The organism is Pseudarthrobacter sp. MM222, assembly GCF_947090775.1.
Classification (GTDB): domain Bacteria; phylum Actinomycetota; class Actinomycetes; order Actinomycetales; family Micrococcaceae; genus Arthrobacter.
Window position 1 is genome coordinate 2,092,362 of the sequence record NZ_OX352321.1, and the last position, 26,260, is coordinate 2,118,621.

Annotated in this window: 19 protein-coding genes; 16 read left to right on the forward strand and 3 right to left on the reverse strand. The window is 66.9% G+C overall.

The genetic code is table 11. The features are described from left to right. The first annotated feature begins 4 nt into the window (after positions 1–4). The 3 genes from coaE to OM977_RS09480 all read left to right on the forward strand — a co-directional run bounded on the left by coaE (position 5) and on the right by OM977_RS09480 (position 4,640). Positions 5–1,330, forward strand: coding sequence for a dephospho-CoA kinase (coaE, locus tag OM977_RS09470; RefSeq protein ID WP_264357227.1), 1,326 nt, complete (start codon positions 5–7; stop codon positions 1,328–1,330). A 40-nt stretch (positions 1,331–1,370) separates the two neighbouring features. Next, positions 1,371–3,452, forward strand: coding sequence for an excinuclease ABC subunit UvrB (gene uvrB / locus OM977_RS09475; RefSeq protein WP_264357228.1), 2,082 nt, complete (start codon positions 1,371–1,373; stop codon positions 3,450–3,452). Between the two features lie 159 nt (positions 3,453–3,611). Further along, complete coding sequence (locus OM977_RS09480) at positions 3,612–4,640, forward strand: TerC family protein (RefSeq protein WP_264357229.1); 1,029 nt, start codon at positions 3,612–3,614, stop codon at positions 4,638–4,640. 127 nt (positions 4,641–4,767) lie between these two features. Here the strand turns inward: OM977_RS09480 and OM977_RS09485 are convergent, their stop codons facing one another. The 3 genes from OM977_RS09485 to OM977_RS09495 all read right to left on the reverse strand — a co-directional run bounded on the left by OM977_RS09485 (position 4,768) and on the right by OM977_RS09495 (position 9,251). Continuing rightward, positions 4,768–6,051: an alpha/beta hydrolase gene (locus tag OM977_RS09485; protein WP_264357366.1), complete on the reverse strand. Its 1,284-nt coding sequence runs from the start codon at positions 6,049–6,051 to the stop codon at positions 4,768–4,770. A 133-nt stretch (positions 6,052–6,184) separates the two neighbouring features. After that, positions 6,185–6,685 carry a GNAT family N-acetyltransferase gene (locus OM977_RS09490; protein WP_264357230.1) on the reverse strand — a complete coding sequence of 167 codons (501 nt, stop codon included), beginning with the start codon at positions 6,683–6,685 and terminating at the stop codon, positions 6,185–6,187. Positions 6,686–6,704: 19 nt separating this feature from the next. Beyond that, positions 6,705–9,251: a DEAD/DEAH box helicase gene (locus OM977_RS09495; protein ID WP_264357231.1), complete on the reverse strand. Its 2,547-nt coding sequence runs from the start codon at positions 9,249–9,251 to the stop codon at positions 6,705–6,707. A 109-nt stretch (positions 9,252–9,360) separates the two neighbouring features. Between OM977_RS09495 and OM977_RS09500 the strand changes: the two genes are divergently transcribed. The 13 genes from OM977_RS09500 (at position 9,361) to gap (ending at position 26,253) form a co-directional block, all read left to right on the forward strand. After that, on the forward strand, positions 9,361–10,140 hold the full coding sequence (locus tag OM977_RS09500; protein WP_264357232.1) for a trans-aconitate 2-methyltransferase: 780 nt from the start codon (positions 9,361–9,363) through the stop codon (positions 10,138–10,140). A 154-nt stretch (positions 10,141–10,294) separates the two neighbouring features. Next, a complete protein-coding gene (locus OM977_RS09505) occupies positions 10,295–12,046 on the forward strand; it encodes an ABC transporter ATP-binding protein (RefSeq protein ID WP_264357233.1) in 1,752 nt (583 codons plus the stop codon). Positions 12,047–12,231: 185 nt separating this feature from the next. Continuing rightward, positions 12,232–13,989 carry an ABC transporter ATP-binding protein gene (locus tag OM977_RS09510; RefSeq protein WP_264357367.1) on the forward strand — a complete coding sequence of 586 codons (1,758 nt, stop codon included), beginning with the start codon at positions 12,232–12,234 and terminating at the stop codon, positions 13,987–13,989. Then, positions 13,986–14,378, forward strand: a complete 393-nt coding sequence (locus OM977_RS09515) for a GntR family transcriptional regulator (protein WP_264357234.1) — start codon at positions 13,986–13,988, stop codon at positions 14,376–14,378. The genes OM977_RS09510 and OM977_RS09515 overlap by 4 nt, the downstream gene beginning before the upstream one ends. 230 nt (positions 14,379–14,608) lie before the next feature. Continuing rightward, entirely contained in the window at positions 14,609–17,449 is a 2,841-nt protein-coding gene (gene uvrA, locus OM977_RS09520; protein WP_264357368.1) for an excinuclease ABC subunit UvrA, read from the forward strand. A 157-nt stretch (positions 17,450–17,606) separates the two neighbouring features. After that, complete coding sequence (locus OM977_RS09525) at positions 17,607–18,404, forward strand: HAD hydrolase-like protein (RefSeq protein WP_264357235.1); 798 nt, start codon at positions 17,607–17,609, stop codon at positions 18,402–18,404. Beyond that, positions 18,391–19,059, forward strand: a complete 669-nt coding sequence (locus OM977_RS09530) for a lysophospholipid acyltransferase family protein (RefSeq protein WP_264357236.1) — start codon at positions 18,391–18,393, stop codon at positions 19,057–19,059. The genes OM977_RS09525 and OM977_RS09530 overlap by 14 nt, the downstream gene beginning before the upstream one ends. 43 nt (positions 19,060–19,102) lie before the next feature. After that, positions 19,103–21,133, forward strand: a complete 2,031-nt coding sequence (uvrC, locus tag OM977_RS09535) for an excinuclease ABC subunit UvrC (protein ID WP_264357237.1) — start codon at positions 19,103–19,105, stop codon at positions 21,131–21,133. Positions 21,134–21,250: 117 nt separating this feature from the next. Then, positions 21,251–22,174 carry an RNase adapter RapZ gene (gene rapZ / locus OM977_RS09540; protein ID WP_264357238.1) on the forward strand — a complete coding sequence of 308 codons (924 nt, stop codon included), beginning with the start codon at positions 21,251–21,253 and terminating at the stop codon, positions 22,172–22,174. Continuing rightward, positions 22,174–23,193 (forward strand): gluconeogenesis factor YvcK family protein, encoded by a 1,020-nt coding sequence (locus tag OM977_RS09545; protein WP_264357239.1) that lies wholly within the window; start codon positions 22,174–22,176, stop codon positions 23,191–23,193. The genes rapZ and OM977_RS09545 overlap by 1 nt, the downstream gene beginning before the upstream one ends. Positions 23,194–23,203: 10 nt before the next feature. Next, a complete protein-coding gene (gene whiA / locus OM977_RS09550) occupies positions 23,204–24,184 on the forward strand; it encodes a DNA-binding protein WhiA (protein WP_264357240.1) in 981 nt (326 codons plus the stop codon). Positions 24,185–24,351: 167 nt separating this feature from the next. Then, positions 24,352–24,975: a superoxide dismutase gene (locus OM977_RS09555; protein ID WP_264357241.1), complete on the forward strand. Its 624-nt coding sequence runs from the start codon at positions 24,352–24,354 to the stop codon at positions 24,973–24,975. A gap of 267 nt (positions 24,976–25,242) precedes the next feature. Beyond that, positions 25,243–26,253 (forward strand): type I glyceraldehyde-3-phosphate dehydrogenase, encoded by a 1,011-nt coding sequence (gene gap / locus OM977_RS09560; protein WP_264357242.1) that lies wholly within the window; start codon positions 25,243–25,245, stop codon positions 26,251–26,253. The last annotated feature ends 7 nt before the right edge of the window (positions 26,254–26,260 follow it).

Here is a 26,260-nt window from a genome sequence, read left to right on the forward strand (position 1 = left end):
GGGAGTGCTGAAGATCGGGTTGACGGGTGGCATAGCCTCCGGGAAGTCAGTGGTTGCCTCGCGCCTGCGGGAACTCGGCGCGGTTCTGGTCGACGCCGACGCGCTTGCCCGGGAAGCCGTGGAGCCGGGGAGTCCCGGGCTGGCGAGGGTCGTCGAAGCGTTCAGCTCCGGAATCCTGACCCCGGACGGCCGCCTCGACCGTCCCCGGCTGGGAGCCCTGGTGTTCGGCAACCCGGAACGCCTCGCAGTGCTGAACGGCATTGTCCACCCAATCGTCCGGGAGCGCGCCGCAGCGCTGGTGGCCGCCGCGCCGGCCGGCGCCGTCGTGGTCCAGGACATCCCGCTCCTGGTGGAAACCGGGCAGGGAAGCCACTTCCATCTGGTCCTGGTGGTGGACGCTCCTGACGCGGTGCGCGTGCGGCGGATGGTGCAACACCGGCATATGACGGAAGAGGACGCCCGTGCCAGAATGTCTGCCCAGGCCACGCAGGAGGACCGCCTGGCCGCTGCCGACGTGGTGCTGGACAACTCGGGTTCAAAAGAGGAACTTCGCGACGCCGTGGACCGGCTCTGGAAGTTCCGCCTGGCACCCTTCGCGGCGAACCTGTTGGACGGCCGTATCGCACCCCGGACCGGCGGGCCAGTGGTCACCGCAGCCAGGCCGGACTGGCCGGCACAGGCTGGACGGCTGATCCGGCGCCTGCACGCGGCGGCGCCGGAGGAGATACTGGCGCTGGACCACGTCGGCTCCACCGCCGTTCCCGGCCTTGACGCCAAGGACGTCCTGGACCTCCAGCTCGGCGTACGGGACATGGCCGCCGCGGACCGGATCGCACCGCTGCTCGCTGAATCCGGGTTCCCTCGCTGGCCCGGGATCGTCGCGGACAATCCCAAGCCGACCCACCCGGACCCGGCGGACTGGGTCAAGCGGCTGCACGGCAACGCCGACCCCGGCCGGGCCGTCAACGTCCATATCCGGACCGCAGGGTCGCCGGGCTGGCGTTTTGCGCTCTGCTTCCGCGATTGGCTGCGCGACGACGCCGCAGCCCAGGCGGATTACCTGGCCGAAAAGCGCCGGGTGGCAAGACGCCACATCTCGGACAAGTCCACCGCCCGATACGCTGCCGACAAGGAGAGTTGGTTCACCGACTATGCCGCCCCACGAATGGAAGCGTGGGCGCAACGCACGGGCTGGCAGCCGCCGTCGTACGCCTCCGACGCCGGAACCGCCGCTGGAACCGCCGCAAGCGCAGCGGCGGGTCCAGCAGAAGGAACCGGCACGGCGAACCCCGGACCTTCGGGAGCCGGACCCGGTACCGCCCAAAGCTGAATCCTAAAATCTTGTCCGTGCCCGGCGGTAGATTAGATGCATGAGTCTTGCGCAGGAGATCAACCGTGTCGTGGCACCGTTCGAGGTCATCAGCGAGTTCCAGCCGGCGGGTGACCAGCCGACGGCCATCGCCGAACTGACCGAGCGGATCAAGAATGGCGAAAAAGACGTTGTGCTGCTCGGCGCCACGGGTACCGGCAAGAGCGCGACGACGGCCTGGCTGGTCGAACAGGTCCAGCGGCCCACCCTGGTGATGGTGCAGAACAAGACCCTTGCCGCGCAGCTGGCTAACGAATTCCGCGAACTGCTCCCGAACAACGCGGTGGAGTACTTCGTCTCCTACTACGACTACTACCAGCCCGAGGCCTACGTCGCGCAGACGGACACCTTCATCGAGAAGGATTCCTCCGTCAACGAGGAGGTGGAACGGCTCCGGCACTCCGCCACGAACGCCCTGCTGACCCGCCGGGACGTGATCGTGGTGGCCACCGTTTCCTGCATCTACGGCCTCGGCACCCCGGAGGAATACATCGCGGGCATGGTGACCCTCCGCAAGGGGGCCGAGATGAACCGGGACGCGCTGCTGCGCAAATTCGTCGCCATGCAGTACACCCGCAACGACATGGACTTCCACCGCGGCACGTTCCGGGTCCGCGGCGACACCGTGGAGATCATCCCGATGTACGAGGAGCTGGCGATCCGCATCGAATTCTTCGGCGACGAAATCGAAAACATTTACACCCTGCACCCGCTCACCGGCGACATAATCCGGGATGAGACCGAGATGTACGTCTTCCCGGCCTCACACTACGTCGCCGGTCCGGAACGCATGAGCCGGGCGATCAAGCGGATCGAGGACGAACTGGCCGAGCGGCTCGCGGTGCTTGAGAGCCAGAACAAGCTCGTGGAAGCCCAGCGGCTCCGGATGCGCACCACCTACGACCTTGAGATGATGCAGCAGATGGGCTTCTGCAACGGCATCGAAAACTACTCCTCGCACATCGACGGCCGCGCCCGCGGAACCGCACCGCACTGCCTCATTGACTACTTCCCAGACGACTTCCTCCTGGTGATCGATGAATCCCACGTCACGGTGCCGCAGATCGGCGCCATGTACGAGGGCGACATGTCCCGCAAGCGAAACCTGGTGGACTTTGGCTTCCGGCTGCCCTCGGCGATGGACAACCGGCCGCTCAAGTGGGATGAGTTCCAGGACCGCGTCGGCCAGACTGTCTACCTGTCCGCCACGCCGGGCAAGTACGAGCTCGGCAAGTCCGACGGCTTCGTGCAGCAGATCATCCGTCCCACCGGACTGATCGATCCCCAGGTCATCGTCAAGCCCACCAAGGGCCAGATCGATGACCTTCTGGGTGAGATCCGGACCCGCACCGCGAAGAACGAGCGCGTCCTGGTCACCACCCTCACCAAGCGGATGGCAGAGGACCTCACCGACTATCTGCTCGGCCACGGCGTCAAGGTGGAATACCTGCACTCCGACGTCGACACCCTCCGCCGGGTGGAGCTGCTCCGCGAACTCCGGATGGGCGTCTTCGACGTCCTGGTGGGCATCAACCTGCTCCGTGAAGGCCTTGACCTGCCGGAGGTATCCCTGGTGAGCATCCTGGACGCGGACAAGGAAGGCTTCCTGCGCTCGGCGACCTCGCTGATCCAGACCATCGGCCGTGCCGCCCGCAACGTCTCGGGCGAGGTCCACATGTACGCGGACCGGATCACCGATTCCATGGCCAAGGCGATCGACGAAACCAACCGCCGCCGTGACATCCAGGTTGCCTACAACACCGAAAAAGGGATCGATCCGCAGCCGCTGCGGAAGAAGATCGCGGACATCACGGACCAGATCAACAAGGAGGACGCGGACACCCGCGAGCTGCTGGCCGCCACGGGCAAGGCTCGCGGCAAGGGCAAGGGCGCGTCCAAGGTCCGGGCCGACGGGCTCGCGGCCGCTCCGGCCGAGGACCTCGTGGGGCTGATCGAACAACTGACCGAACAGATGCATGCCGCTGCCGGGGAACTCCAGTTCGAGCTCGCGGCCCGCCTTCGCGACGAGGTCGGTGAACTGAAGAAGGAACTCCGGCAGATGCAGTCCGCCGGGCACGCCTAGGGTAAAGTGGTTCGAACGTAGGGGAGTATCCCAAGCGCTACGATCGTCAACACGCACGGCACAGATGCCTTGCCGGGCGTAGCGGGCAGCCAGGCAGTACGACGCCGGGCAGTCGGAGAGACTTACACCGCTAAGTCGCACCCTGCGAAAGGTATCTTCGTGCCCGAACTTCCCGTCTGGTTCGAGGTCGGCTCCTTTGTCGCCCTCGGCATCATCCTCGCCATCGACCTGCTCTTGGTCCTCAAGCGCCCGCATGAGCCCTCCATGAAGGAAGCCGGCCTGTGGGTCGCCTTCTACATCGCCCTCGCCCTGGTTTTCGCGGGCGCCATGTTCGCGTTCACCGGGCCCGAGTACGGCGGACAATTCCTCGCCGGCTGGGTGACCGAATACAGCCTGAGCATCGACAACCTCTTCGTGTTCATCATCATCATGGCCCGCTTCTCGGTACCGCGTAAATACCAGCAGGAAGTGCTCATGGTGGGCATCATCATCGCGCTCATCCTCCGCGGCATCTTCATTCTGCTCGGCGCGATCGTAATCGAACAGTTCAGCTGGGTCTTCTACATCTTCGGCGCCTTCCTGCTCTGGACGGCGTGGAAGCAGGCCCAGGATGAGGGCGAGGACGAGGAAGACACGGAAAACCCGCTGATCGCCCGGATCCGCAAGGTCCTGCCGATGTCGGAGAAGTTCGACGGCGGCAAGCTCCGCACGGTGGTGGATGGCAAGAAGGTCTTCACCCCGATGCTGATCGTCTTCGTGACCATCGGCATGACGGACCTGCTCTTCGCGGTCGACTCCATCCCGGCCATCTTCGGCCTCACGCAGAGCGCCTTCATCGTCTTCACCGCGAATATCTTCGCCCTGATGGGTCTGCGCCAGCTGTACTTCCTGCTCGGCGGCCTGATGAACCGCCTCATCTACCTGAAGCACGCCCTGTCCGTGATCCTCGCGTTCATCGGCATCAAGCTCGTCCTGCACGCCATGCACGTCAACGAACTGCCATTCATCAACGGCGGCCAGCACATCGAGTGGGCCCCCGAGATCCCGACGTACGTGTCCCTCGGCGTGATCATCGGCACCATTGTCGTGGCGGTCATTGCCAGCCTGGCCAGCTCCAAGGCTTCCAAGGCCAAGCTCGACGCCCGCCTCGAAGAGGACTCCCGCAAGAGCCTCAGCGACGCCGAGTAACCCCCGCAGCAACGCACGACGGCGCCGGACCCCTCAAGGGGTACGGCGCCGTCGTGGTTTCCGGCTGGTTTTCAGGGTCTGAGGTTCCGCCGAAGTTGGGGCCTTGGCGGCCGGAAGCGGTCGCGATTCAGTCCCGGACTGAGCGTGTCATCCCCAGCAACCGGGCAAAGATCCCCTCGCCGTCGTCGGCGATGCCGTCGTGGTGGAAGTCCGCAGACTCCCACACCTGCAGGCCGCGGACGGCGGCCGCGGTCTCGAGGGACAGCTCGCGGTCCACGTAGATGTCGTCACTGTAGACGGCGGCCGCCACCGGAACGCTGTTGAGGGCCAGCCGGTCCGGATCGTACAACGGCGTCCAGTCGGCCTTTTCGGCCAGCAGCTGCGCGACGTTCCGCAGCGGGCGCAGTGCCGGGTCCTGTTCGAAGTACCAGGGATAGACCATCTCGCCGGTCAGCAGCGGTTCCGGCATGTCCGGCCGGAACTCGGGAAAGTCCTGCAGGACCCGCAGGGCTGCCCAGTCCGTGGCCTCGCCCTGACCGTAGATGGATTCATGCATCAGCGCGTACAGCGGGTTGCCGGACCGGGAGACGACGGCGCGGACCTGTTCGAGGAAGGCGTCCGAAAGCCTTTCGCCGTCGGGAGTGCTGACGAAGGCGTCCTCCAGCAGGTAGTGCAGGGCATCCACCCGGGTGTTGCCACCTAGGAATGAGCCCACCATCTGGAAGCGCTCCACCGTGAGCGGTGAGCCGTCCGGCAGGGTTTCCTCGGTCTCCCTCAGGTGCCGGGCTATGGCGCTGACGGCCTCCCGGTCCTCGGGATACCAGCCAAAGTACTCGGCGTTCCGGGCGGCGACCCGCCTGTACGTGGCCTGGTACACACGGTCCGCGGGTCCCGTCAGCGGCGCCAGCCCGCCCGTGATGAGCACTTCGCGAAGACCTTCGGGGGCGGCGGACAGATAGCTGAGCGCACAGAAACCGCCATAGCTCTGGCCGTAGACGGTCCAGGGCGCCGCGCCCAGGGCCTGCCGGATGGCCTCGGCGTCCGCGACGATGGAGTCCGCGCGGAAATGGGACAGATACCCGGCCTGGTCCGCTTCGTTGCCCCGCAGCGGGAGCGTATTGCGGTCAATGGGGGACGACAGGCCCGTGCCCCGCTGGTCCAGCATGAGGATGCGGAAGTCCTTGGCGGCCGCCTTGCTCCAGCCGCCGAGGGCGGGGAGACGGTTGCCGCGCCCGCCGGGACCGCCCTGCAGGTAGAGCAGCCAGGGCAGTTTAGCCGCCGCCGCTTCGCTGTGGTCCGCGGAGACATACTCGCGCGCGAACACGGTGATCGTCTCGCCGAGGCCGCGGCCCGTGCCCTCGCCTTCGAAGTGGTCCAGGGGCACCTCGAAATAGTGCTCCACGGTGCGCATACCGCGGTACTCGTGCTGCGCCTTGACCGTATGCGGGACGGTTCCGGCGGCGCTTCCGGGAGATCGCCTGCTTCCGGCCTCGAGCAGATCCGCGGCGGTGAGCCCGAGCAGCGGCAGATCAGTCACCGGCCGGTCAGCCAAGGGCTCGGACCCGGCGGGAAGTACCGAAGGACTCCAGCGCGGCTCCGGTGAGCCGGAACGTGGACCATTCCGCCATCGGCGCGGCACCCAGGTTCTTGTAGAAGCTGATGGAGGGTTCGTTCCAGTCCAGCACGCTCCACTCCACCCGCGCGTAGCCACGGTCGACGGCGGTCGCGGCGAGGTGCTGCAGGAGGGCCTTGCCGTGGCCCGCGCCGCGGGCCTCGGGTTTCACGTACAGGTCCTCGAGGTAGATGCCGTGGACGCCTTCCCACGTGGAGTAGTTCAGGAACCAGAGCGCGAAGCCCTGGACGTCGCCGGCGTCGTTCTCTGCCATCGTCGCAAAGATCCGCGGGTTCACCCCGAACAGCGCGGCCTCAAGCATCTCGGGGGTGTTCCGGACGGCGTCCGGCTCCTTCTCGTAGATGGCCAGGTCGTGGATCATCTGCAGGATTGCGGGGACATCGTTCGCCGTCGCGGGCCGGATTACACTCATTGTCTGAGTTTACTAGCGCCTACAGCCGGTTGACGTCGGTAACCCGCACGACGGCGGTCCCGGTCTCGTCCGAGGCCGCGAGGTCCACCTCGGCCGAGATGCCCCAGTCGTGGTTTCCGGCCGGGTCATCGAAGATCTGCCGGACCTTCCACGTGCCGGGTTCCTCGTTAATGATCAGCAGGCCCGGGCCGCGGGCGTCGGGTCCGGTGCCGATGTCGTCGTGTTCGTCAAAGTAATCATCCAGGGCGTCTTCCCAGCGTTCGCCGTCCCAGCCGGATCCGCCGTCGAGCTCGCCCAGCGCAGTGGCGTCCTCATCCGCGAACAGTTCCACGCGGCGGAACAACTCGTTGCGGACCATCACCCGGAAAGCCCGGATGTTGGAGGTCAGCGACGGCGGCGGGGGCGGGGGAGCGTCGTGTGGGGTCGGTGCGGCGCCGGACGTGAGCTCTTCCCATTCGTCCAGCAGGCTTGAATCCACCTGGCGGACCAGTTCGCCCAGCCAGGCGATCAGGTCCTCGAGGTCCTCGCGCAGGAAGTCCTGCGGGACGGTCTGGCGGAGCGCCTTGAAGCCGTCCGCGAGATAACGCAGCACAATGCCTTCGGAACGCGCCAGGCCGTAGAACTGGACGAACTCCCCGAAGTTCATCGCTCGTTCATACATGTCCCGGACCACGGATTTGGGAGCGAGTTCGAAGTCGCCGATCCAGGGGGCCGCCTTGCGGTAGACGTCGAACGCCTCGCCCAGGATTTCCGCCAGCGGCTGCGGATAGCTGACTTCCTCGAGCATGGCCATGCGCTGGTCGTAGTCGATACCGTCGGCCTTCATCGCCGCGATGGCCTCGCCGCGGGCCTTCTTCTGCTGCGCGGAGAGGATCTGGCGCGGCTTCTCGAGAGTGGATTCGATCACGGACACCACATCGAGGGCGTACGACGGCGACTCCGGATCCAGCAGTTCCAGCGCCGCGAGGGCGAACGGGGACAGCGGCTGGTTGAGCGCGAAGTTGGCCTGCAAATGGACCGTCAGCCGGACGGTGCGGCCGTCCCGGCCCTGCTCCGCGGCGGGTATGCGCTCCACGATGCCGGCCGCCAGCAGCTCCCGGTAGATGCCAAGGGCCCTCTTCATCAGCTGCAGCTGGGAGGCCCGCGGTTCGTGGTTCTCGGTGAGCAGCCGGCGGGCAGCCTTGAACGGATCGCCCGGCCGTTCCATCAGGTTCATCAGCATCGCGTGGGTCACGGAAAAGCTCGATGTCAGCGGGTCGGGGACGGATTCGACGAGGCGCTTGTAAGTGGGCTCGCCCCAGGACACGAATCCCTCGGGCGGCTTCTTCTTGACCACCTGGCGCAGCTTCTTCTGGTCATCGCCGAACTTGGCGGTTGCTTTGGCCATTGCCTTGACGTTTTCGGTGACGTGCTCGGGTGCCTGCACCACGACGGTCCCGGCGGTGTCGTAGCCGGCCCGGCCCGCCCTTCCCGCGATCTGGTGGAATTCCCGGGAGTTCAACAGCCGGGTGCGGACACCGTCGTACTTGCTCAGGGCGGTCAGCAGGACCGTGCGGATCGGCACATTGATGCCGACGCCGAGGGTGTCCGTGCCGCAGATGACCTTGAGCAGACCCGCCTGGGCCAGCTGTTCCACGAGCCGGCGGTACTTCGGCAGCATGCCGGCGTGGTGGACGCCGATGCCGTGCCGGACCAGCCGGTTGAGGGTCTTGCCGAAGCCGGCGGCGAACCGGAAGCCGGCGATCAGCTCCGCGATCTTGTCCTTTTCCTCGCGGGTGCAGACGTTGATGCTCATCAGGTTCTGCGCGCGGTCGATAGCCTCCACCTGGCTGAAGTGGACCACGTAGACGGGCACCTGCTTCGTGGCCAGCAGCTCTTCGAGTGTCTCGTGGACCGGCGTCTGCTCGTAGTAGTAGTGCAGCGGGATGGGGCGTTCCACGGAACTGACGGTGGTCGTCGGGCGCCCGGTCAGTTCGCTGATGCCCTTCTCAAAGCGGCTGACATCGCCGAGGGTCGCGGACATCAGCAGGAACTGGGCCTGGGGGAGTTCCAGCAGCGGAACCTGCCAGGCCCAGCCGCGTTGCGGGTCGGAGTAGAAGTGGAACTCGTCCATGATGACGGAACCCAGTTCCGCGGCGGCGCCTTCCCGCAGGGCCGTGTTGGCGAGGATTTCCGCGGTGCAACAGATGATCGGGGCGTCCTGGTTGACGCCGGAATCACCGGTGATCATCCCGACGTTTTCGGCCCCGAAAATTTCGCACAGGGCAAAGAACTTTTCCGACACGAGGGCCTTGATCGGCGCGGTGTAGTAACTGCGCTGCCCCCTCGCCATGGCCTGGAAGTGCGCGGCGATTGCGACCAGTGATTTTCCGGACCCCGTAGGGGTAGCCAGGATGACGTTGGAGCCGGAGGCCAGCTCCATGATGGCCTCGTCCTGGGCGGTGTAGAGGGCCAACCCGCGGCTCTCCGTCCACTCGACGAAGCGCGTGTACAGCTCGTCCGGATCCATTCCGGTCCTGCCTGGGACTCGCGCGGCCGGGACGGGGAGCTGATCAACAAGTTTCATCACTGTCCAGCTTAGTGGGCCGGACCCTGGCGGGTGCGCCTTCCTTGACGCACCCGCTGCCGGGGTTAGGCTTCGGAGGTCGCATTCTCGCCGGTGACCGGAGGAAATCATGAAGTGGGATCCCACCAAATACGTGCAATTCGGAGACTACCGGGACAGGCCCTACTTTGACTTGACGGCCCGGGTCCACGCGGACGATCCCCGCCTGGTGGTGGACCTCGGCTGCGGCCCCGGCAACCTCACGGCGACGCTCGCGGAGCGCTGGCCCGGGGCGCAGGTGGTGGGTCTGGATTCCTCCCCGGAGATGCTGGCGAAAGCCGGTGCCCACGCCCGGAGCGCGCCCAACTTGTCCTTCGAACTGGCCGACATCGCCGCCTGGCAGCCCTCCGGGGAGATTGACGTTGTGGTCACCAATGCCGCCCTGCAATGGGTGCCCAGCCACCGTGAGATGCTCCCTGGCTGGCTCGCGGCCCTCAAACCCGGAGCCTGGTTCGCCCTGCAGGTCCCCGGCAACTTCAACTCGCCGTCCCACACGCACATGCGGCACCTGGCCGAGTCACCGACCTGGGCGGGCCGGCTCGGCGGTGTGCTTCGGCACGACGACGTCGTCGGCGACGCCGCCGAATATCTCAACATCATGCTCGACGCCGGCTGCGACGCCGACGCTTGGGAAACGACCTACCAGCAGCTCCTGCCGGGCGAAAACCCGGTCCTGGAGTGGGTCCGCGGCACCGGCCTCCGGCCCGTGCTGGCCGCTCTCTCCGCCGAGGAAGCCAGCGAGTTCGAAGCAGAGTATTCGGCCCTGCTGGCCGATGCCTACCCGTCCTCGGTGCACGGAACGGTCTTCCCCTTCCGCCGGAGCTTCGCCGTGGCCCGCAAGCGCGAGTGACAGTGCCCCGGCCTTCCTGATCCGGCGCCCCGCGCTTGATTCGGACCGTGCGGGTCTGACAGGAGCGCATGGAGCTGGGTTTACAATGGCGAAGCGGCCTGGGGGCGGCCGCCGGAGATGCTGGTCCGTGCCCTGATCTAGCGATGGAGGCTCTGTGCTGATTGGCCTGTTGGGGCGCCTGTTAGCTGCCCACAAGGGACTAGTGCTTGCCATCGTTCTCCTGCAGCTCGTGCAGACCACCGCCAATCTGCTGCTGCCCACCCTCAATGCCGCCATCATCGACGACGGCATTGTCGGCCGCAATCCGGCGGCCATCGCGGATTTCGGCGTCCGGATGGCCGTGACGGCAGCGGTGCAGGTCGTCGCGGCCGTTGCTGCCTGCTACCTGGGCGCTGGCCTGGCCATGGAGGTGGGCCGGCAGTTGCGCGACGAGCTTTTTGCCAAGGTCCAGTCCTTCTCCTCCCAGGAAGTCGCCGAGTTCGGCGCCGCCAGCCTGGTGACCCGGGCCACCAACGACGTCGCCCAGATCCAGAACCTCGCGGTCCTGGTGTTCACCATGCTGGTCGCCGCGCCCGCCATCTTCCTCGGCGGCATTGTGCTGGCCATGCAGCAGGACCTGGCGCTGTCGGGCATCGTCGTTGCCGTCGTGCCGGTGCTCGCCGTGATCATGGCCGTGATCGTGCGGCGCCTCGTTCCGCTCTACCGGGCCGGCCAGGGGCTCATCGACCGGATCAGCCGGGTACTGCGTGAGCAGATCATCGGTGCCAACGTCATCCGCGGCTTCGTCCGGCAGGACCATGAAATCCGCCGGTTCGACGGCGCCAACAGGGAACTCACCCGGAACAACCTGCACTCGGCCCTGCTGGTCGCCGGGATGATGCCGATGATCATGCTCGTGGTCAATCTGTCCTCCGTCGCCGTTGTCTGGTTCGGCGGGCACCGGATCCAGTCCGGCGAGATGAGGCTGGGAGCCCTGACGGCATTCATCGCCTACATCCTGCAGATCCTGATCGCGATCATGATGGCCATGTTCGTCTTCATGACCGCCCCGCGTGCAGCCGCGTGCGCGGAACGCATCCGGGCGGTCCTGGACACGGCACCTGCCATCGCGGACGGCCCTGCCCCGGCGGACGCCGGCTTTGACGGCGCCCGACCTGGCGACGGCACCGTGGAGTTCCGTAACGTCTCGTTCGCCTACCCGGGCGCCGAGGCGCCGGTGCTCGAGAACGTCAGCTTCACGGCAGTTCCAGGCACAACGACGGCGATCATCGGCGCCACCGGCAGCGGCAAAAGCACGCTCCTGAACCTGCTGCCCCGGTTCCTGGGCACCACAGCTGGGCAGATCACGATCGGCGGCCGCGACATCCGGGACCTGCCGCTGGCGACGCTCCGCGGTCTGGTCGCTTTGGTGCCGCAACACTCCTACCTGTTTTCCGGGACGCTCGCCGACAACCTGCGGATGGGGTCGCCGGAGGCCACCGACGAGGAACTTTGGGACGTGCTCACCGCGGCCCAGGCGGCCGGCTTCGTCCGGCGCTTACCGCAGGGACTGCTGTCACCGGTCAGCCAGGGCGGCACCAACTTCTCCGGCGGCCAGCGGCAGCGGCTCTGCATTGCCCGCGCGCTGCTTCGGCGCGCCGCCTCCGTCTGCCTCTTCGACGACAGCTTCTCGGCCCTTGACTACGGCACCGACTACCGGCTGCGGAAGGCCCTCGAGCCCCTGTTGCGCGCCGCCACGGTACTGGTCGTTGCCGAGCGCGTAGCCACCATCGTGGACGCGGGACTGATCCTGGTGCTGGAAAACGGCCGCCTCGTGGCGCAGGGCACGCACCACGAGCTGATGGAGTCCTCACCGAGCTACCAGGAGATTGCAGCTTCCCAGCTCGTGCTGGAGGACACCCCGTGATCCGTGAACCCGGCCAGGACGAGGCCCTGGCCGGAGGTGCCGCTGCACCGTTGAATGACGGCCCCCGGTTCGACCACCACGCTGCACCGGGGCAGGCCGAACCGGTGGCGTCCCGGGCCGGCGCCGGGTCCCACCGGCGCACCGGCCGCCGGCTCCTCGGATTGCTCCGGCCGTCGAAGTGGCGGATGGCAGGCGTCATTGCGGCCACTTGCGCCTTCGTGATCCTCAATGTCACAGCCCCCAAGTATCTGGGAGACGCCACCGACGTCGTGGTTGACAGCGTCCTGGGCGGAACCTTTGATCAGGGGAAGCTGGCGGGACTGCTGACCGCCGTCTCCCTTCTGTACCTCGGGGCCTCGGTGTTCAGCTGGATCCAGGGAGCGCTGGCGGCCACGGCCGTGCAGCGCTTGAGCTACGGTCTCCGTTCCTCCGTCGAGGAGAAAATGCACGTGCTGACCTCCAGCCATTTCGACGACCAGCACCGGGGCGATGTCCTCAGCCGCGCCACCAACGACGTCGACAACATTTCCCAGGCCCTGAACCAGCTCCTGAACCAGCTGATCATGTCCCTGCTGATGCTCTCCGCGGCACTCGTGATGATGCTGTGGATCTCACCCGTCCTGGCGGTGATCGCCCTGGTCTCCGTGCCCGTGTCCGCCGTGATCACGGTCCTGATGGCCCGGAAGTCCCAGGTCCATTTCACGGAACAGTGGGGGAGCACAGGTGAGCTGCAGGCGCAGTTGGAGGAATTCTTCACCGGGCATGAGGTCATCAAGGCGTTCGGGCGGCAGGACACCGTGGCGGCGGCATTCCGCGAGAGCAACAGGAGGCTCAGCCGGGCCAGCACCCGCGCCCAGTACGTCTCGGGCGTGGTTCAGCCGTTGATGGTATTCGTGTCCAACCTCAACTACGTCGCGGTCGCCGTCGTCGGCGCCCTCCAGGTCACGGCCGGCGCCATGACGATCGGGGGTCTGCAGGCCTTCATCCAGTTCAGCCGGCTTTTCAGCCAGCCGATGGGCCAGGTCGCCGGAATGCTGACACTTCTGCAATCCTGCCTGACCTCGGCAGACCGGGTCTTCGCCCTGTTGGACGCCCCCGAAATCACGGCCGAGCCGCCGGCACGGCAGAGCGCAGCGCCGCCTGCTGTGCCCGCCCGGAAACCCGGGATGCCGGGGTCCACGGGCCGCATCGCCTTCGAGCGGGCCAGCTTCAGCTACCACCCGGGTTCTCCCGCGGTCCGGGATCTCTCCTTCACGGTGGAGCCGGGGCAGTCCGTTGCGATCGTGGGCCACACCGGCGCCGGCAAGACCACCGTCGTGAACCTGCTCATGCGGTTCTACGAACTGGACTCCGGACGGATCACGCTCGATGGCACCGACATTGCTGTACTGCCCCGCGACGAGTTGCGATCCGCCCTCAGCGTCGTGCTGCAGGACGCGTGGCTGTTCACCGGCACCATCCGGGAGAACATCGAGTACGGCCGGCCAGGCGCCAGCGAGTCCGAGATACTCGCCGCCGCGCAGGCCAGCCACGTGGACCAGTTTGTCCGCTCGCTGCCGGACGGATACGCCACCATGCTCGGCAACGACGGCGACTCCCTCAGCCGGGGGCAGCGACAGCTCGTCTCGATCGCAAGGGCGCAGCTGGCCGGGCGCAGCATCCTGGTCCTGGACGAGGCCACCAGCTCCGTGGACAGCCGCACCGAGGTACAGATCCGGCAGGCGATGCAGCGGCTCCGGCACGGCCGCACGAGCTTCGTGATTGCCCACCGCTTGTCCACCGTCCGGGACGCTGATCTAATTCTGGTCATGGACCACGGACGGATTGTTGAACACGGCACCCACCACCAGCTGCTGGCGGTGGGCGGGCTGTACACGGATCTGTATGCAGCACAGTTCGCCCCTCGCGAACAGCGCCCGGGCCGCCGGGGGCCGGAACAGTGACCCCGGCCGAGAGCGTTGCCGACCGGTTTCCCGGAGTCTGGAAACCAAACCAGGCCAGCTCGGTCCCGCTGTTCGAACAGCTCCGGCTCAACATCATCGAACGGGCGGACAATGGCACTCTGGCCCCGGGCACCCGGCTGCCGGCGGTCCGCAACCTTGCCGCCGAACTGGGCGTCGCACCGCACACTGTGGCCCGCGCCTACAAGGAACTGGAAGCGGCCGGCATCGTCGCGACCCGGGGCCGCAACGGCACCGTCGTCTGCGCCCGGGACGAGGCCTGGAGTTCGCTGTCCGCCGCCGCCGCGGACTTTGCGGCGGCGGCGAAGGCCCAGGGCGCCAGCTTCGCGGAGGCCGTCCAGTTGCTGGCCGCCGCGTACGACCGGGAATGACGGCGTGCTAACACACCGGGCGGCATTTACCGGGCTGGGACACAGCAGCGAATATATGTTCGAAGAAGTTTTCGATTAGCATTGGTAGCGTGCCTAAAGCCGTAGCTGAAGATCCAGCCGTTGATGACAAGCCCGAACCTATGAGTACCGTCCCGATGGGCTCCGTTCCGGTGAGCGCCGCAAAACCGGGCCGCGCCGTCGATTCCCGTCCCGAGGTAAAGCGTCCGGACATGTCCCGCCTGGTGGTCAAGGGCGCGCGCGAACACAACCTGCGGAACGTGGACCTCGACCTGCCGCGGGACTCCATGATCGTCTTCACCGGCTTGTCCGGTTCGGGCAAGTCCTCCCTCGCCTTCGACACGATCTTCGCCGAGGGACAGCGCCGCTACGTCGAGTCGCTCTCCGCCTACGCCCGACAGTTCCTGGGCCAGGTGGACAAGCCCGACGTCGACTTCATCGAAGGCCTCTCGCCCGCGGTTTCGATTGACCAGAAGTCCACGAGCAAGAACCCACGCTCCACCGTGGGCACCATCACGGAGATCTACGACTACATGCGCCTGTTGTGGGCCCGTGTCGGCCGCCCGCACTGCCCTGTTTGCGGGGAACCGGTGACAAAGCAGACCCCGCAGCAGATCGTGGACCAGCTGCTGGAGCTGCCGGAGGGCACCCGCTTCCAGGTCCTGGCACCGGTGGTCCGCGGGCGCAAGGGCGAATTCGTTGAGCTGTTCAAGGAACTGACGGCCAAGGGCTACTCGCGTGCCCGGGTGGACGAGAAGCTCATCCAGCTCAGTGATCCGCCCAAGCTGGGCAAGCAGTTCAAGCACACCATCGAAGTGGTGGTGGACCGGTTGGTGGTCAAGGAGGGCATCAGCCAGCGCCTCACCGACTCGGTGGAGACCGCCCTCGGGCTGGCCGAGGGCCGCGTCCTCGCCGAATTCGTGGACCTCGAAGCCGATGACGCGGAACGCGTCAGGGCGTTCTCCGAGCACCTCGCGTGCCCCAACGAGCACCCGCTCGCGATCGACGAGATCGAACCGCGTTCCTTCTCGTTCAACAACCCCTTCGGCGCATGCTCCGCCTGCAGCGGCATCGGCACGAAGCTCGAAGTCGATGAGGAACTCATCATCCCGAACGGGGAGCTGTCCCTCTCGGAAGGTGCCATCGCGCCCTGGTCCCTCGGGACGGCAACGACGGAATACTGGAACCGGCTGCTCGGCGGGCTGGCCAAGGAACTCGGCTTCTCGATGAAGACCCCGTGGGACAAGCTCTCCGAGGACACCCGCCAAACCGTGCTGCACGGCAAAGACCACAAGGTGGTGGTGCAGTACCGCAACCGCTTCGGCCGGGAACGCAAGTACAGCACCGGCTTTGAGGGCGTCATCCAGTACGTCCACCGCAAGCACCTCGAAACCGACTCGGACAAGGCCCGGGACCGATACGAGGAATACATGCGGCAGATCCCGTGCCCGGTCTGCAGCGGCGCGCGCCTGAACCCGGCATCCCTCTCGGTGCTGATCAACGGCCATAACATCGCCCAGGTAGCTGCCCTGCCGATGCGCGAGTGCGCCGACTTCCTGAACAACCTGGTCCTCACGGACCGCGAGGCCCAGATCGCGCACCAAGTCCTGAAGGAAATTCAGGCCCGGCTGACTTTCCTCCTCGACGTCGGCCTCGAGTACCTGAACCTGGAACGGCCCTCCGGCACGCTCTCCGGCGGCGAAGCCCAGCGGATCCGGCTCGCCACCCAGATTGGCTCCGGCCTCGTCGGCGTTCTCTACGTCCTCGACGAGCCGTCCATCGGGCTGCACCAGCGCGACAACCGCCGCTTGATCGAAACGCTCACTCGGTTGCGGGACCTCGGCAACACCCTGATCGTGGTCGAGCACGACGAAGACACCATCCAGGAGGCCGACTGGGTCGTCGACATCGGACCCGGCGCCGGCGAGCACGGCGGCATGGTGGTCCACTCCGGGTCCTACAAGGAACTGCTGGAGAACACCGCGTCCCTGACCGGTGACTACCTCTCCGGCCGGAAGCAGATCGAGATCCCGCGGAAACGCCGCAAGTACGACAAGAAGCGGGAACTCAAGGTGGTCGGCGCCAAGGAGAACAACCTCCTGAACGTGGACGCCACCTTCCCGCTTGGCCTGTTCACGGCGGTGACGGGCGTCAGCGGCTCCGGCAAGTCAACCCTCGTCAACGAGATTCTCTACAAGGTGCTCGCCAACAAGCTCAACGGCGCCAAGCAGGTGGCCGGACGGCACAAGCTGATCCAGGGCCTGGAACACCTCGACAAGGTCGTGCACGTGGACCAGAGCCCGATCGGGCGCACGCCGCGCTCCAACCCGGCGACCTACACGGGCGTGTTCGACAACATTCGCAAGCTCTTCGCCGAGACCACCGAAGCGAAGGTCCGCGGCTACCAGCCGGGCCGGTTCTCCTTCAACGTCAAGGGCGGCCGCTGCGAAGCCTGCTCCGGTGACGGCACGCTGAAGATCGAAATGAACTTCCTGCCGGACGTCTACGTCCCGTGCGAGGTATGCCACGGTGCCCGGTACAACCGGGAAACGCTGGAGGTGCACTACAAGGGCAAGACCATAGCGGACGTGTTGAACATGCCAATCGAAGAGGGCGCCGAGTTCTTTGCGGCGTTCTCGCCGATCGCCCGGCACCTGTCCACGCTCGTCGACGTCGGGCTCGGCTACGTGCGGCTGGGCCAGCCCGCCACGACGCTTTCCGGCGGCGAGGCCCAGCGGGTAAAGCTCGCGGCGGAACTGCAGAAGCGCTCCAACGGCCGCAGCATCTACGTGCTGGACGAACCCACCACGGGACTGCACTTCGAGGACATCCGGAAGCTGCTCATGGTGCTGCAGGGCCTCGTGGACAAGGGCAACACCGTCATCACCATCGAGCACAACCTCGACGTCATCAAGAGTGCCGACTGGATCGTGGATCTGGGACCCGACGGCGGATCCGGCGGCGGACGCATCGTTGCCTCCGGCACCCCGGAGCAAGTCGCCAAATCCACGGAAAGCCACACGGCAGCCTTCCTGGCCGACATCCTGGCCTGAGTCCGCCCGGGCCCATCAACCCGGTGTGGGCCGGCGGCGTTCCGGAACGCCGCCGGCCCACACGGGGCCGGGCATAACAAGGGGAAGTTCTCCCCGATGTATTCCCTGCGGGGAATGCGAGTTTCTGGCATCCCGGCACTCGTGAGAAACTAGGCCGGTGACCCTTACAACAGTGCCCGTGATCTTTGACCTGGACGGCACTCTTGTCGATCCCGCCGGCGGAATAACGGACGGAATCGCAGCGGCCCTCACAGAGCTCGGGCTCCCCGTTCCCGGCAAGGCCCGGATGGACGCGATGATCGGACCCAAGCTCAGCCATTCCCTCACGGAAATCGCCGGCGTCCCGGCCGAACAGCTGCACGCCGCCATCACGATCTACCGCGCGCACTACGCCTCTACCGGCATCGCCCAGAGCCGGCTTTACCCCGGCGTCCGCGACCTGCTGGAATCCTTCACCGCCGCCGGACGTCCGGTGGCGGTCGCCACCCAGAAGCCCGAGGGGCTGGCACGAACCGTACTTGAACACCATGGCATCGCGGACCACTTCGGCACCATCCGCGGCTCTGCCGCCGATGAGACGGCCGGGCCCGGCGCTGCCGCTCCGGCGGGAAAGGCCGAGATCGTCGCCGCCGCGCTGGCCGATCTGCAGGCCCAGTCCGCCGGGGACCTGCGCCACGCCGTCATGGTGGGGGACCGCGCCCAGGACGTGGCCGGGGCGGCAGCCAACGGCATGGAGTGCATCGGCGTAGCCTGGGGCTTCGCCCCCGACGGCGAACTGCACGAGGCCGGGGCCGTCGAGATCGTGCAGACCACCACGGCCCTGCACCAGACCATCCTGCGACGGGACGCAGACGGAACCGCTGGCCGGACGGCCCCGCACCGGGCGGCGGCAGCGACGGCGCACGTTCCCCGCACCGAATCCCGGAGCGAGGTGCACACCGATGGCAATGTTTGATGCGATCCGCTGGACCACGCGGGGACTCCTCACCTCGAGCTGCCGGCCCACCGTCATCGGCCTGGAAAACGTGCCCGAGGAGGGCCCGTTCATCGTGGCCCCGAACCATCTTTCCTTCCTGGACAGCGTGATCGTCCAGGCCCTCATGCCGCGCCCGGTCGCGTTCTTCGCGAAGGCCGAGTACTTCACCACCGGCGGCGTCAAGGGGAAGGTCATGAAATCCTTCTTCGAGGCCGTCGGCTCGATCCCGGTCGAGCGCGGCGAGCAGGCCGCCAGCGTGCAGGCGCTCAAGACGCTGCTGGAGATCCTCGACTCCGGCCGCGGCATCGGGATCTACCCCGAGGGCACCCGTTCCCGTGACGGCCTGCTGTACCGCGGCCGTACCGGTGTCGGCTGGCTCGCCCTGACCACGGGCGCCCCGGTCGTACCGGTGGGACTGATCGGCACCGAACACCTGCAGCCGGCGGACAGCAAGTCCATCAAGCCGCAGCACTTCACCATGAAAGTCGGCCAGCCGCTGTACTTCGACAAGACCGGTCCGGACCACTCCCTGCCGGCGCGCCGCCAGGTCACCGACCGGATCATGGACGCCATCGCCGAACTCAGCGGCCAGGAACGGGCCACCGGCTACAACCAGAGCAAAGCCATCGACTAGGGCGCTGTCCCGGACACCCCCGCCGTTTCAGTAGACTTGAACTGTGGCAGATCCAGCGAGTTACCGACCCCAGGCGGGTGAGATTCCGACCAATCCGGGCGTGTACCGCTTCCGCGATCCGCACGGCCGGGTCATCTACGTCGGCAAGGCCAAGAACCTCCGTTCGCGGCTGAACTCCTACTTCGCCAACCCTGCCGGGCTGCTGCCCAAGACCCATGCGATGGTCCATGCGGCCAGCAGCGTTGAATGGACCGTCGTCGGCAGCGAACTCGAATCCCTCCAGCTGGAATACACCTGGATCAAGGAATTCAAACCGCGCTTCAACGTCATGTTCCGTGACGACAAAAGCTATCCGTACCTAGCGGTCACGATGGGGGAGAAGTACCCTCGCGTCCAGGTACTGCGCGGCGAACGCCGGAAGGGTACGCGCTATTTCGGCCCGTACACCGCCGGCGCCATCCGGGACACCATGGACACCCTGCTGCGGGTGTTCCCGGTCCGCAGCTGCAGCGCCGGGGTCCTGAAGCGGGCCGAAGCCAGTGGCCGGCCGTGCCTGCTGGGCTATATCGACAAGTGCTCGGCCCCGTGCGTGGGACGCATCTCCGCGGAGGACCACCGTGCCCTCGCCGAGGATTTCTGCACCTTCATGGGCGGCGAGGCCAAACCGTTCGTGACGAGGCTGGAAAAGGAGATGGCCGCCGCCGTCGCCGAACTGGACTACGAGCGCGCGGCCCGCATCCGGGACGACATCGTCGCGTTGAAAAAGGTCTTTGAGCGCAACGCCGTCGTCCTGGCCGAGGGCACCGACGCGGACGTCTTCGCCCTGCACGAGGACGAACTGGAGGCCGCGGTCCAGGTCTTCCACGTCCGTGGCGGCCGGATCCGCGGCCAGCGCGGCTGGGTGGTGGAAAAGGTCGAAGACTTCACCACCCCCGACCTGGTCGAGCACCTGCTCCAGCAGGTCTACGGCGAGGAAGCCGAAAGCCAGGGACGGCTGCCGCGGGAAGTCCTGGTGCCCACGGAACCCAGCAACGCCGCCGAGCTCGCCGAATGGCTCAGCGGCCTCCGCGGCGCCCGCGTGGATATCCGTGTCCCGCAGCGCGGCGACAAGGCTGCCCTGCTGTCCACCGTGCGGGACAACGCCGAGCACGCCCTGAAACTGCACAAGTCACGGCGGGCCGGCGACCTGACCATGAGGTCCCAGGCGCTGCAGGAGCTGCAGGAGGCACTGGACCTTCCCATGGCGCTGATGCGGATCGAGTGCTTCGACATCTCGCACGTGCAGGGCACCAACGTCGTCGGGTCCATGGTGGTGGTCGAGGATGGGCTGCCGAAGAAGTCGGACTACCGGAAGTTCTCCATCAGCGGCGCCGCCGCCAACGACGACACCGCCGCGATGCATGACGTGCTGACCCGCCGCTTCCGGAACTATCTGCAGGAGAAGGCAGAGCATGCCGACGCCGCCGCGCAGCCCGGCCACCTGGCGGCGCTCACGGCCGCGGCCGACGCCGCCGTCGCCGGGCCCGCCGGCGCCCGAACGGACACCACGACGCCCGCGCTGCGGGCGCGGTTCGCCTACCCGCCCAACCTGGTGGTGGTCGACGGCGGGAAGCCCCAGGTCAACGCGGCCGCCCGTGCGCTGGCCGAACTGGGCGTCGACGATGTCTACGTCGTCGGGCTGGCCAAGCGGCTCGAGGAGGTCTGGCTCCCGGACAGCGACTTCCCCGTGATCCTGCCGCGGGCCTCGGCCGGGCTCTATCTTCTGCAGCGCATCCGCGACGAGGCGCACCGTTTCGCGATCTCCTTCCACCGCCAGAAACGCGGCAAGGCCATGACCGTGTCCGCCCTGGACAGCGTCCCGGGACTGGGCGCATCCAAGCGCAAGGCCCTTCTGGCCCAATTCGGCTCGGTCAAAAGCATCAAGGCCGCGACTGCGGCCGAGCTCACCGTGGCAAAGGGGATCGGACCCTCCCTCGCCGAGGCGATCGTGCGACACTTCGGCCAGGAGGACGCGGCCGGGCCCCCCGCCCTGCAGGCCATCAACATGACGACCGGCGAAATCCTGGAAACTTAGCTAGCACCGGCAAACTTAGCTAGGGTAAGGACTTGGGAAACGGCACGTCCGTCGGCACAAATGGCGCCGACCGGATGGCCGCGACAAAGAATTGCACAGCAGAACGGGGCTTCACAGATGGCAGAGTCGACGGCGGGATCCGGCACGGAAACGGACGGCATGACTCCGGTCAAACCCGATGAGGCGGAACTGCTCGTGGTGACCGGCATGTCGGGAGCGGGCCGCAGCACGGCCTCGGACGCGCTGGAGGACCACGGCTGGTACGTCGTGGAGAACCTGCCGCCGCAGATGCTCGGCACGCTCGCCGAGCTGGTTTCCCACGCGCCCCGCTCCATCTCCAAACTCGCCGTGGTGATGGACGTCCGGAGCAAGGAGCTGTTCGCTGACATCCGCGCCGCCCTCCGCGCGCTCGAGGCCAGTGGCGTCACCTTCCGGGTGCTCTTCCTCGACGCGGACGACGGCGTCCTGGTCCGCCGCTTCGAACAGGGCCGCCGCCCGCACCCGCTGCAGGGCGGCGGCAGGATCCTCGACGGCATCGCCGCCGAGCGCGAACTGCTCCACGAACTCCGGACTTCTGCCGATATCGTCCTGGACACCTCGGCCCTGAACGTGCACGGACTGGCCACCGCCATCACTGAGCTGTTCAGCGACACCGGACCGGTGGCGCTGCGCCTGAACGTCATGAGCTTCGGTTTCAAGTACGGCCTGCCGGTGGACGCGAACTTCGTGGCGGACGCCCGCTTCATCCCCAACCCGCACTGGGTTCCGGCGCTGCGCCCGCACACCGGCCTGGACAAGGACGTCAGCGACTACGTGCTCGAGGCCCAGGGGGTCAGCAACTTCGTGGAGCGCTACGTCCTGGCCCTCGAACCGGTGTTGGACGGCTACCGCCGTGAGAACAAGCACTACGCCACGATTGCGATCGGCTGCACCGGAGGAAAGCACCGCTCGGTCGCCGTCGCCGTCGAGCTTTCCCGCCGCCTCGCGCAATACCCGCGCGTCACCGTGACCACGACGCACCGGGACCTGGGCCGGGAATAATGGCGCTGCTCACCGGCCCCCTGCCGCTCGTCCCGCCGGCCAGTCCTGCCTTCGCCAGCCAGCAGGACAAAGGCCCCTCCGTGGTCGCGCTCGGCGGCGGCCACGGCCTCTCCGCCTCACTGTCGGCCCTGCGCCTGCTTACCTCGGAACTGACCGCCATCGTCACAGTGGCGGACGACGGCGGATCCTCGGGGCGCCTGCGCGAGGAGTACGGCGTCCTCCCGCCCGGAGACCTGCGGATGGCGCTGTCCGCCCTGTGCGACGATACCGACTGGGGCCGCACCTGGCGCGATGTCATGCAGCACCGGTTCCAGCCCGGCAAGGGCCGCGGCGGCTCCCTCGACGACCACGCCATGGGCAACCTGCTGATCGTGACCCTTTGGGAGCTCCTCGGCGACACCGTGGCAGGCCTCAAATGGGCCGGCGCCCTGCTGGGCGCCCGCGGCGAGGTCCTGCCGATGTCCAGCGTTCCGCTCACCATCGAGGGCCAGATCCGGGTCACTGCCCCCGACGGCACCTCGGTGCTGCAAACCCTTCGCGGTCAGGCTAAATGCGCGGTCGCCGGTTCGCTGGAGCACGTCCGGCTGCTGCCCGCGGACGCCCCGGCCTGCCTGGAGGCCCTCACGGCCATTGAACTCGCGGACTGGGTCATCCTGGGTCCGGGCTCCTGGTACACGTCCGTGCTGCCGCACCTGCTCCTGCCGGAAATGCGGGAAGCGCTCTGCAACACCCAGGCGCGGCGCTGCCTCACGATGAACCTGGCGACGGACACCAAGGAAACCATGGGCATGACCGCCGCGGACCACCTCCGCGTGCTGCGCCAGTACGCGCCGGACTTCTCGATCGACGTCGTCCTGGCCGATCCGGCGTCGGTCCCGGACCTTCGCGAGTTCGAGCAGGCGGCCGGGATGCTCGGTGCCGAGGTCGTCTTGGGTAAAGTGGGGGCGTCGAGCCGCCGGCCGATCCACGACCCGTTGCGTCTGGCCACGGCGTACCACGACATTTTCGGGAACAGTTAGGAAAGGTGCCATGGCACTGACAGCATCAGTCAAGGAAGAACTCTCCCGGCTGGACATCAAGAAGTCCTCCGTCCGGAAGGCTGAAGTGTCGGCCATGCTCCGCTTCGCCGGCGGACTGCACATCATCTCCGGCCGGATCGTGATCGAGGCGGAAGTGGACCTCGCCTCGACGGCCCGCCGGCTACGCGCCGCCATCGCAGAGGTTTACGGACACCAGAGCGAGATCATTGTGGTCTCCGGCGGCGGACTACGCCGGGGGAGCCGCTATGTGGTCCGGGTGGTGCGGGACGGTGAAGCCCTTGCCCGCCAGACGGGCCTCCTGGACGCCCGCGGACGCCCTGTCCGGGGTCTCCCGTCGGCAGTGGTAAACGGTTCAGCCTCCGACGCCGAGGCGGTCTGGCGCGGGGCCTTCCTCGCCCACGGCTCGCTCACCGAACCGGGGCGCTCCTCCGCCATGGAGGTCACCTGCCCGGGACCCGAGTCGGCGCTGGCCCTGGTCGGCGCAGCGCGCCGCCTGGGTATCCAGGCCAAGGCCCGCGAGGTCAGGGGAGTGGACCGGGTGGTGATCCGCGACGGCGACACCATCGCCGCGCTGCTGACCCGGATGGGCGCACACGACGCGCTGATGGTCTGGGAGGAACGCCGGATGCGCAAGGAAGTCCGGGCCACCGCCAACCGGCTGGCCAACTTCGACGACGCGAACCTGCGCCGCTCAGCCCAGGCCGCCGTAGCCGCGGGCGCCCGGGTGGACCGGGCCCTCGAGATCCTCGGTGACGACGTCCCGGAACACCTCAAATACGCCGGTGAGCTGCGCGTGGCGCACAAACAGGCAAGCCTCGACGAGCTTGGCCGGCTCGCCGATCCCGTGATGACCAAGGATGCCATCGCGGGCCGGATCCGCCGGCTGTTGGCGATGGCGGACAAGCGCGCCCAGGACCTTGGCATCCCCGGCACCGAGGCCAATGTGACTCCGGACATGCTGGACGAGTAGCCGCGGCCCCTAGAATCGGATCCAGACGGTGGAAATACCTCAGCAGCAGCGGAGGTTATGCCCACCGGATCCCGGATCCACCACAGACTTCCGGGTGCCACACCATCCGGATGCACAATCCGAGAGTTACCGAACCGGACGAACCGTCCACGACATTGGAGGATTTTGTGACCGAGTACGTACTGCCCGAACTCAGCTACGACTATGCAGCACTGGAGCCCCACATTTCCGCGCGGATCATGGAGCTGCACCACAGCAAGCACCACGCCGCGTATGTGACGGGCGCCAACAACGCCCTGGCCCAGCTGGCGGAGGCCCGCGAGAAGGGCGACTTCGCCAACATCAACCGGCTGTCCAAGGACCTCGCCTTCCACACCGGTGGCCACATCAACCACTCCGTGTTCTGGAACAACCTTTCGCCGGACGGCGGCGACAAGCCGGAGGGTGAGCTCGCCGCGGCCATCGATGACGCGTTCGGCTCCTTTGACGCGTTCCGTGCCCAGTTCAGCGCCGCCGCCCTCGGGCTGCAGGGCTCCGGCTGGGGCTTCCTCGCCTACGAGCCGATCGGCGGCAACCTGGTCATCGAGCAGCTCTACGACCAGCAGGGCAACGTCGCACTCGGAACCACTCCGCTGCTGATGCTGGACATGTGGGAGCACGCCTTCTACCTGGATTACGTCAACGTCAAGGCGGACTACGTCAAGGCCTTCTGGAACATCGTCAACTGGGCCGACGTCGCCAAGCGCTTCGAGGCGGCGCGCAGGAACGCCACGGGCCTCATTACCCTGTAACGGTGAGATAGCCCGAACCTGCTTGTAACAAAGCTCACATTTCGCGCTGTCGAGCCCGAATCGTGGACAGCCTGCCCCCGCACTTGCGGGGGCAGGCTCAGTTAAACGTAAGATAGGTCACGGAAGGCGGTTAGCCTTCAGCAATGTGGCTGGTCGCCCTCCGATCTGGTAATCATCTCTGCCCAATGGCGTGCGGGATCTGTTAGTTGGCTTGAACGCCCGCTCAACTAGTCGTGCTTGCAAAAAAGCACCAAGGAGACTGAAAACGTGACGACCCGTATTGGTATCAACGGCTTTGGCCGCATCGGCCGCAACTACTTCCGCGCCGCCCTGGCCCAGGGCGCGGACCTTGAGATCGTTGCCGTCAACGACCTCACCAGCCCGGAGGCCCTCGCCCACCTGCTCAAGTACGACTCTGTCGGCGGCCGCCTGCAGGAGTCCATCGAGGTCAAGGACGGCAACATCGTCGTCGACGGCAACATCATCAAGGTCCTCGCCGAGCGCGACCCCGCCAAGCTCCCCTGGGGCGAACTCGGAGTCGACATCGTCATCGAGTCCACCGGCTTCTTCACGAAGGCCGCGGCTGCGCAGAAGCACATCGACGCCGGCGCCAAGAAAGTCCTGATCTCCGCTCCCGCATCGGACGAGGACATCACGATCGTGATGGGCGTCAACGACGGCCTGTACGACCCGGCCGCGCACCACATCATCTCGAACGCGTCCTGCACCACCAACTGCCTCGGCCCGCTGGCCAAGGTCATCAACGACTCCTTCGGCATCGAGCGTGGCCTGATGACCACCATCCACGCCTACACCGCCGACCAGAACCTGCAGGACGGCCCGCACCAGGACCTCCGCCGGGCCCGCGCCGCCGCCATCAACATGGTCCCCACCTCCACGGGTGCGGCCAAGGCAATCGGCCTGGTCCTGCCCGAGCTCAAGGGCAAGCTCGACGGTTACGCCATCCGCGTCCCGGTCCCGACCGGCTCGGCAACCGACCTCACGGTCACGGTGTCCCGCGAAACCACGGTCGAGGAAGTCAACGCCGCGCTCAAGGCAGCTTCCGAATCCGACGAACTCCGCGGCCTCCTGACCTACACGGACGAGCCGATCGTCTCCTCCGACATCGTCGGCGACCCGGCGTCGTCGATCTTCGACTCCGGCCTGACCAAGGTCATCGGCAACCAGGTCAAGGTTGTTTCCTGGTATGACAACGAGTGGGGCTACTCGAACCGCCTCGTGGACCTCACGGAGCTTGTCGCAGCCAAGCTGGGCTAGGGTAAGA

Bases quoted from the DNA above. Each gene is read 5' to 3' on its own strand.
- OM977_RS09510 (WP_264357367.1), top strand. From the start codon at position 12,232: ATGGCAGGCGTCATTGCGGCCACTTGCGCCTTCGTGATCCTCAATGTC.
- OM977_RS09485 (WP_264357366.1), bottom strand. From the start codon at position 6,051: ATGCGCACCGTGGAGCACTATTTCGAGGTGCCCCTGGACCACTTCGAA.
- uvrA (WP_264357368.1), top strand. From the start codon at position 14,609: ATGTCCCGCCTGGTGGTCAAGGGCGCGCGCGAACACAACCTGCGGAAC.
- OM977_RS09530 (WP_264357236.1), top strand. From the start codon at position 18,391: ATGGCAATGTTTGATGCGATCCGCTGGACCACGCGGGGACTCCTCACC.
- rapZ (WP_264357238.1), top strand. From the start codon at position 21,251: ATGGCAGAGTCGACGGCGGGATCCGGCACGGAAACGGACGGCATGACT.
- OM977_RS09500 (WP_264357232.1), top strand. From the start codon at position 9,361: ATGAAGTGGGATCCCACCAAATACGTGCAATTCGGAGACTACCGGGAC.
- whiA (WP_264357240.1), top strand. From the start codon at position 23,204: ATGGCACTGACAGCATCAGTCAAGGAAGAACTCTCCCGGCTGGACATC.
- OM977_RS09495 (WP_264357231.1), bottom strand. From the start codon at position 9,251: ATGAAACTTGTTGATCAGCTCCCCGTCCCGGCCGCGCGAGTCCCAGGC.
- uvrB (WP_264357228.1), top strand. From the start codon at position 1,371: ATGAGTCTTGCGCAGGAGATCAACCGTGTCGTGGCACCGTTCGAGGTC.
- OM977_RS09490 (WP_264357230.1), bottom strand. From the start codon at position 6,685: ATGAGTGTAATCCGGCCCGCGACGGCGAACGATGTCCCCGCAATCCTG.
- OM977_RS09545 (WP_264357239.1), top strand. From the start codon at position 22,174: ATGGCGCTGCTCACCGGCCCCCTGCCGCTCGTCCCGCCGGCCAGTCCT.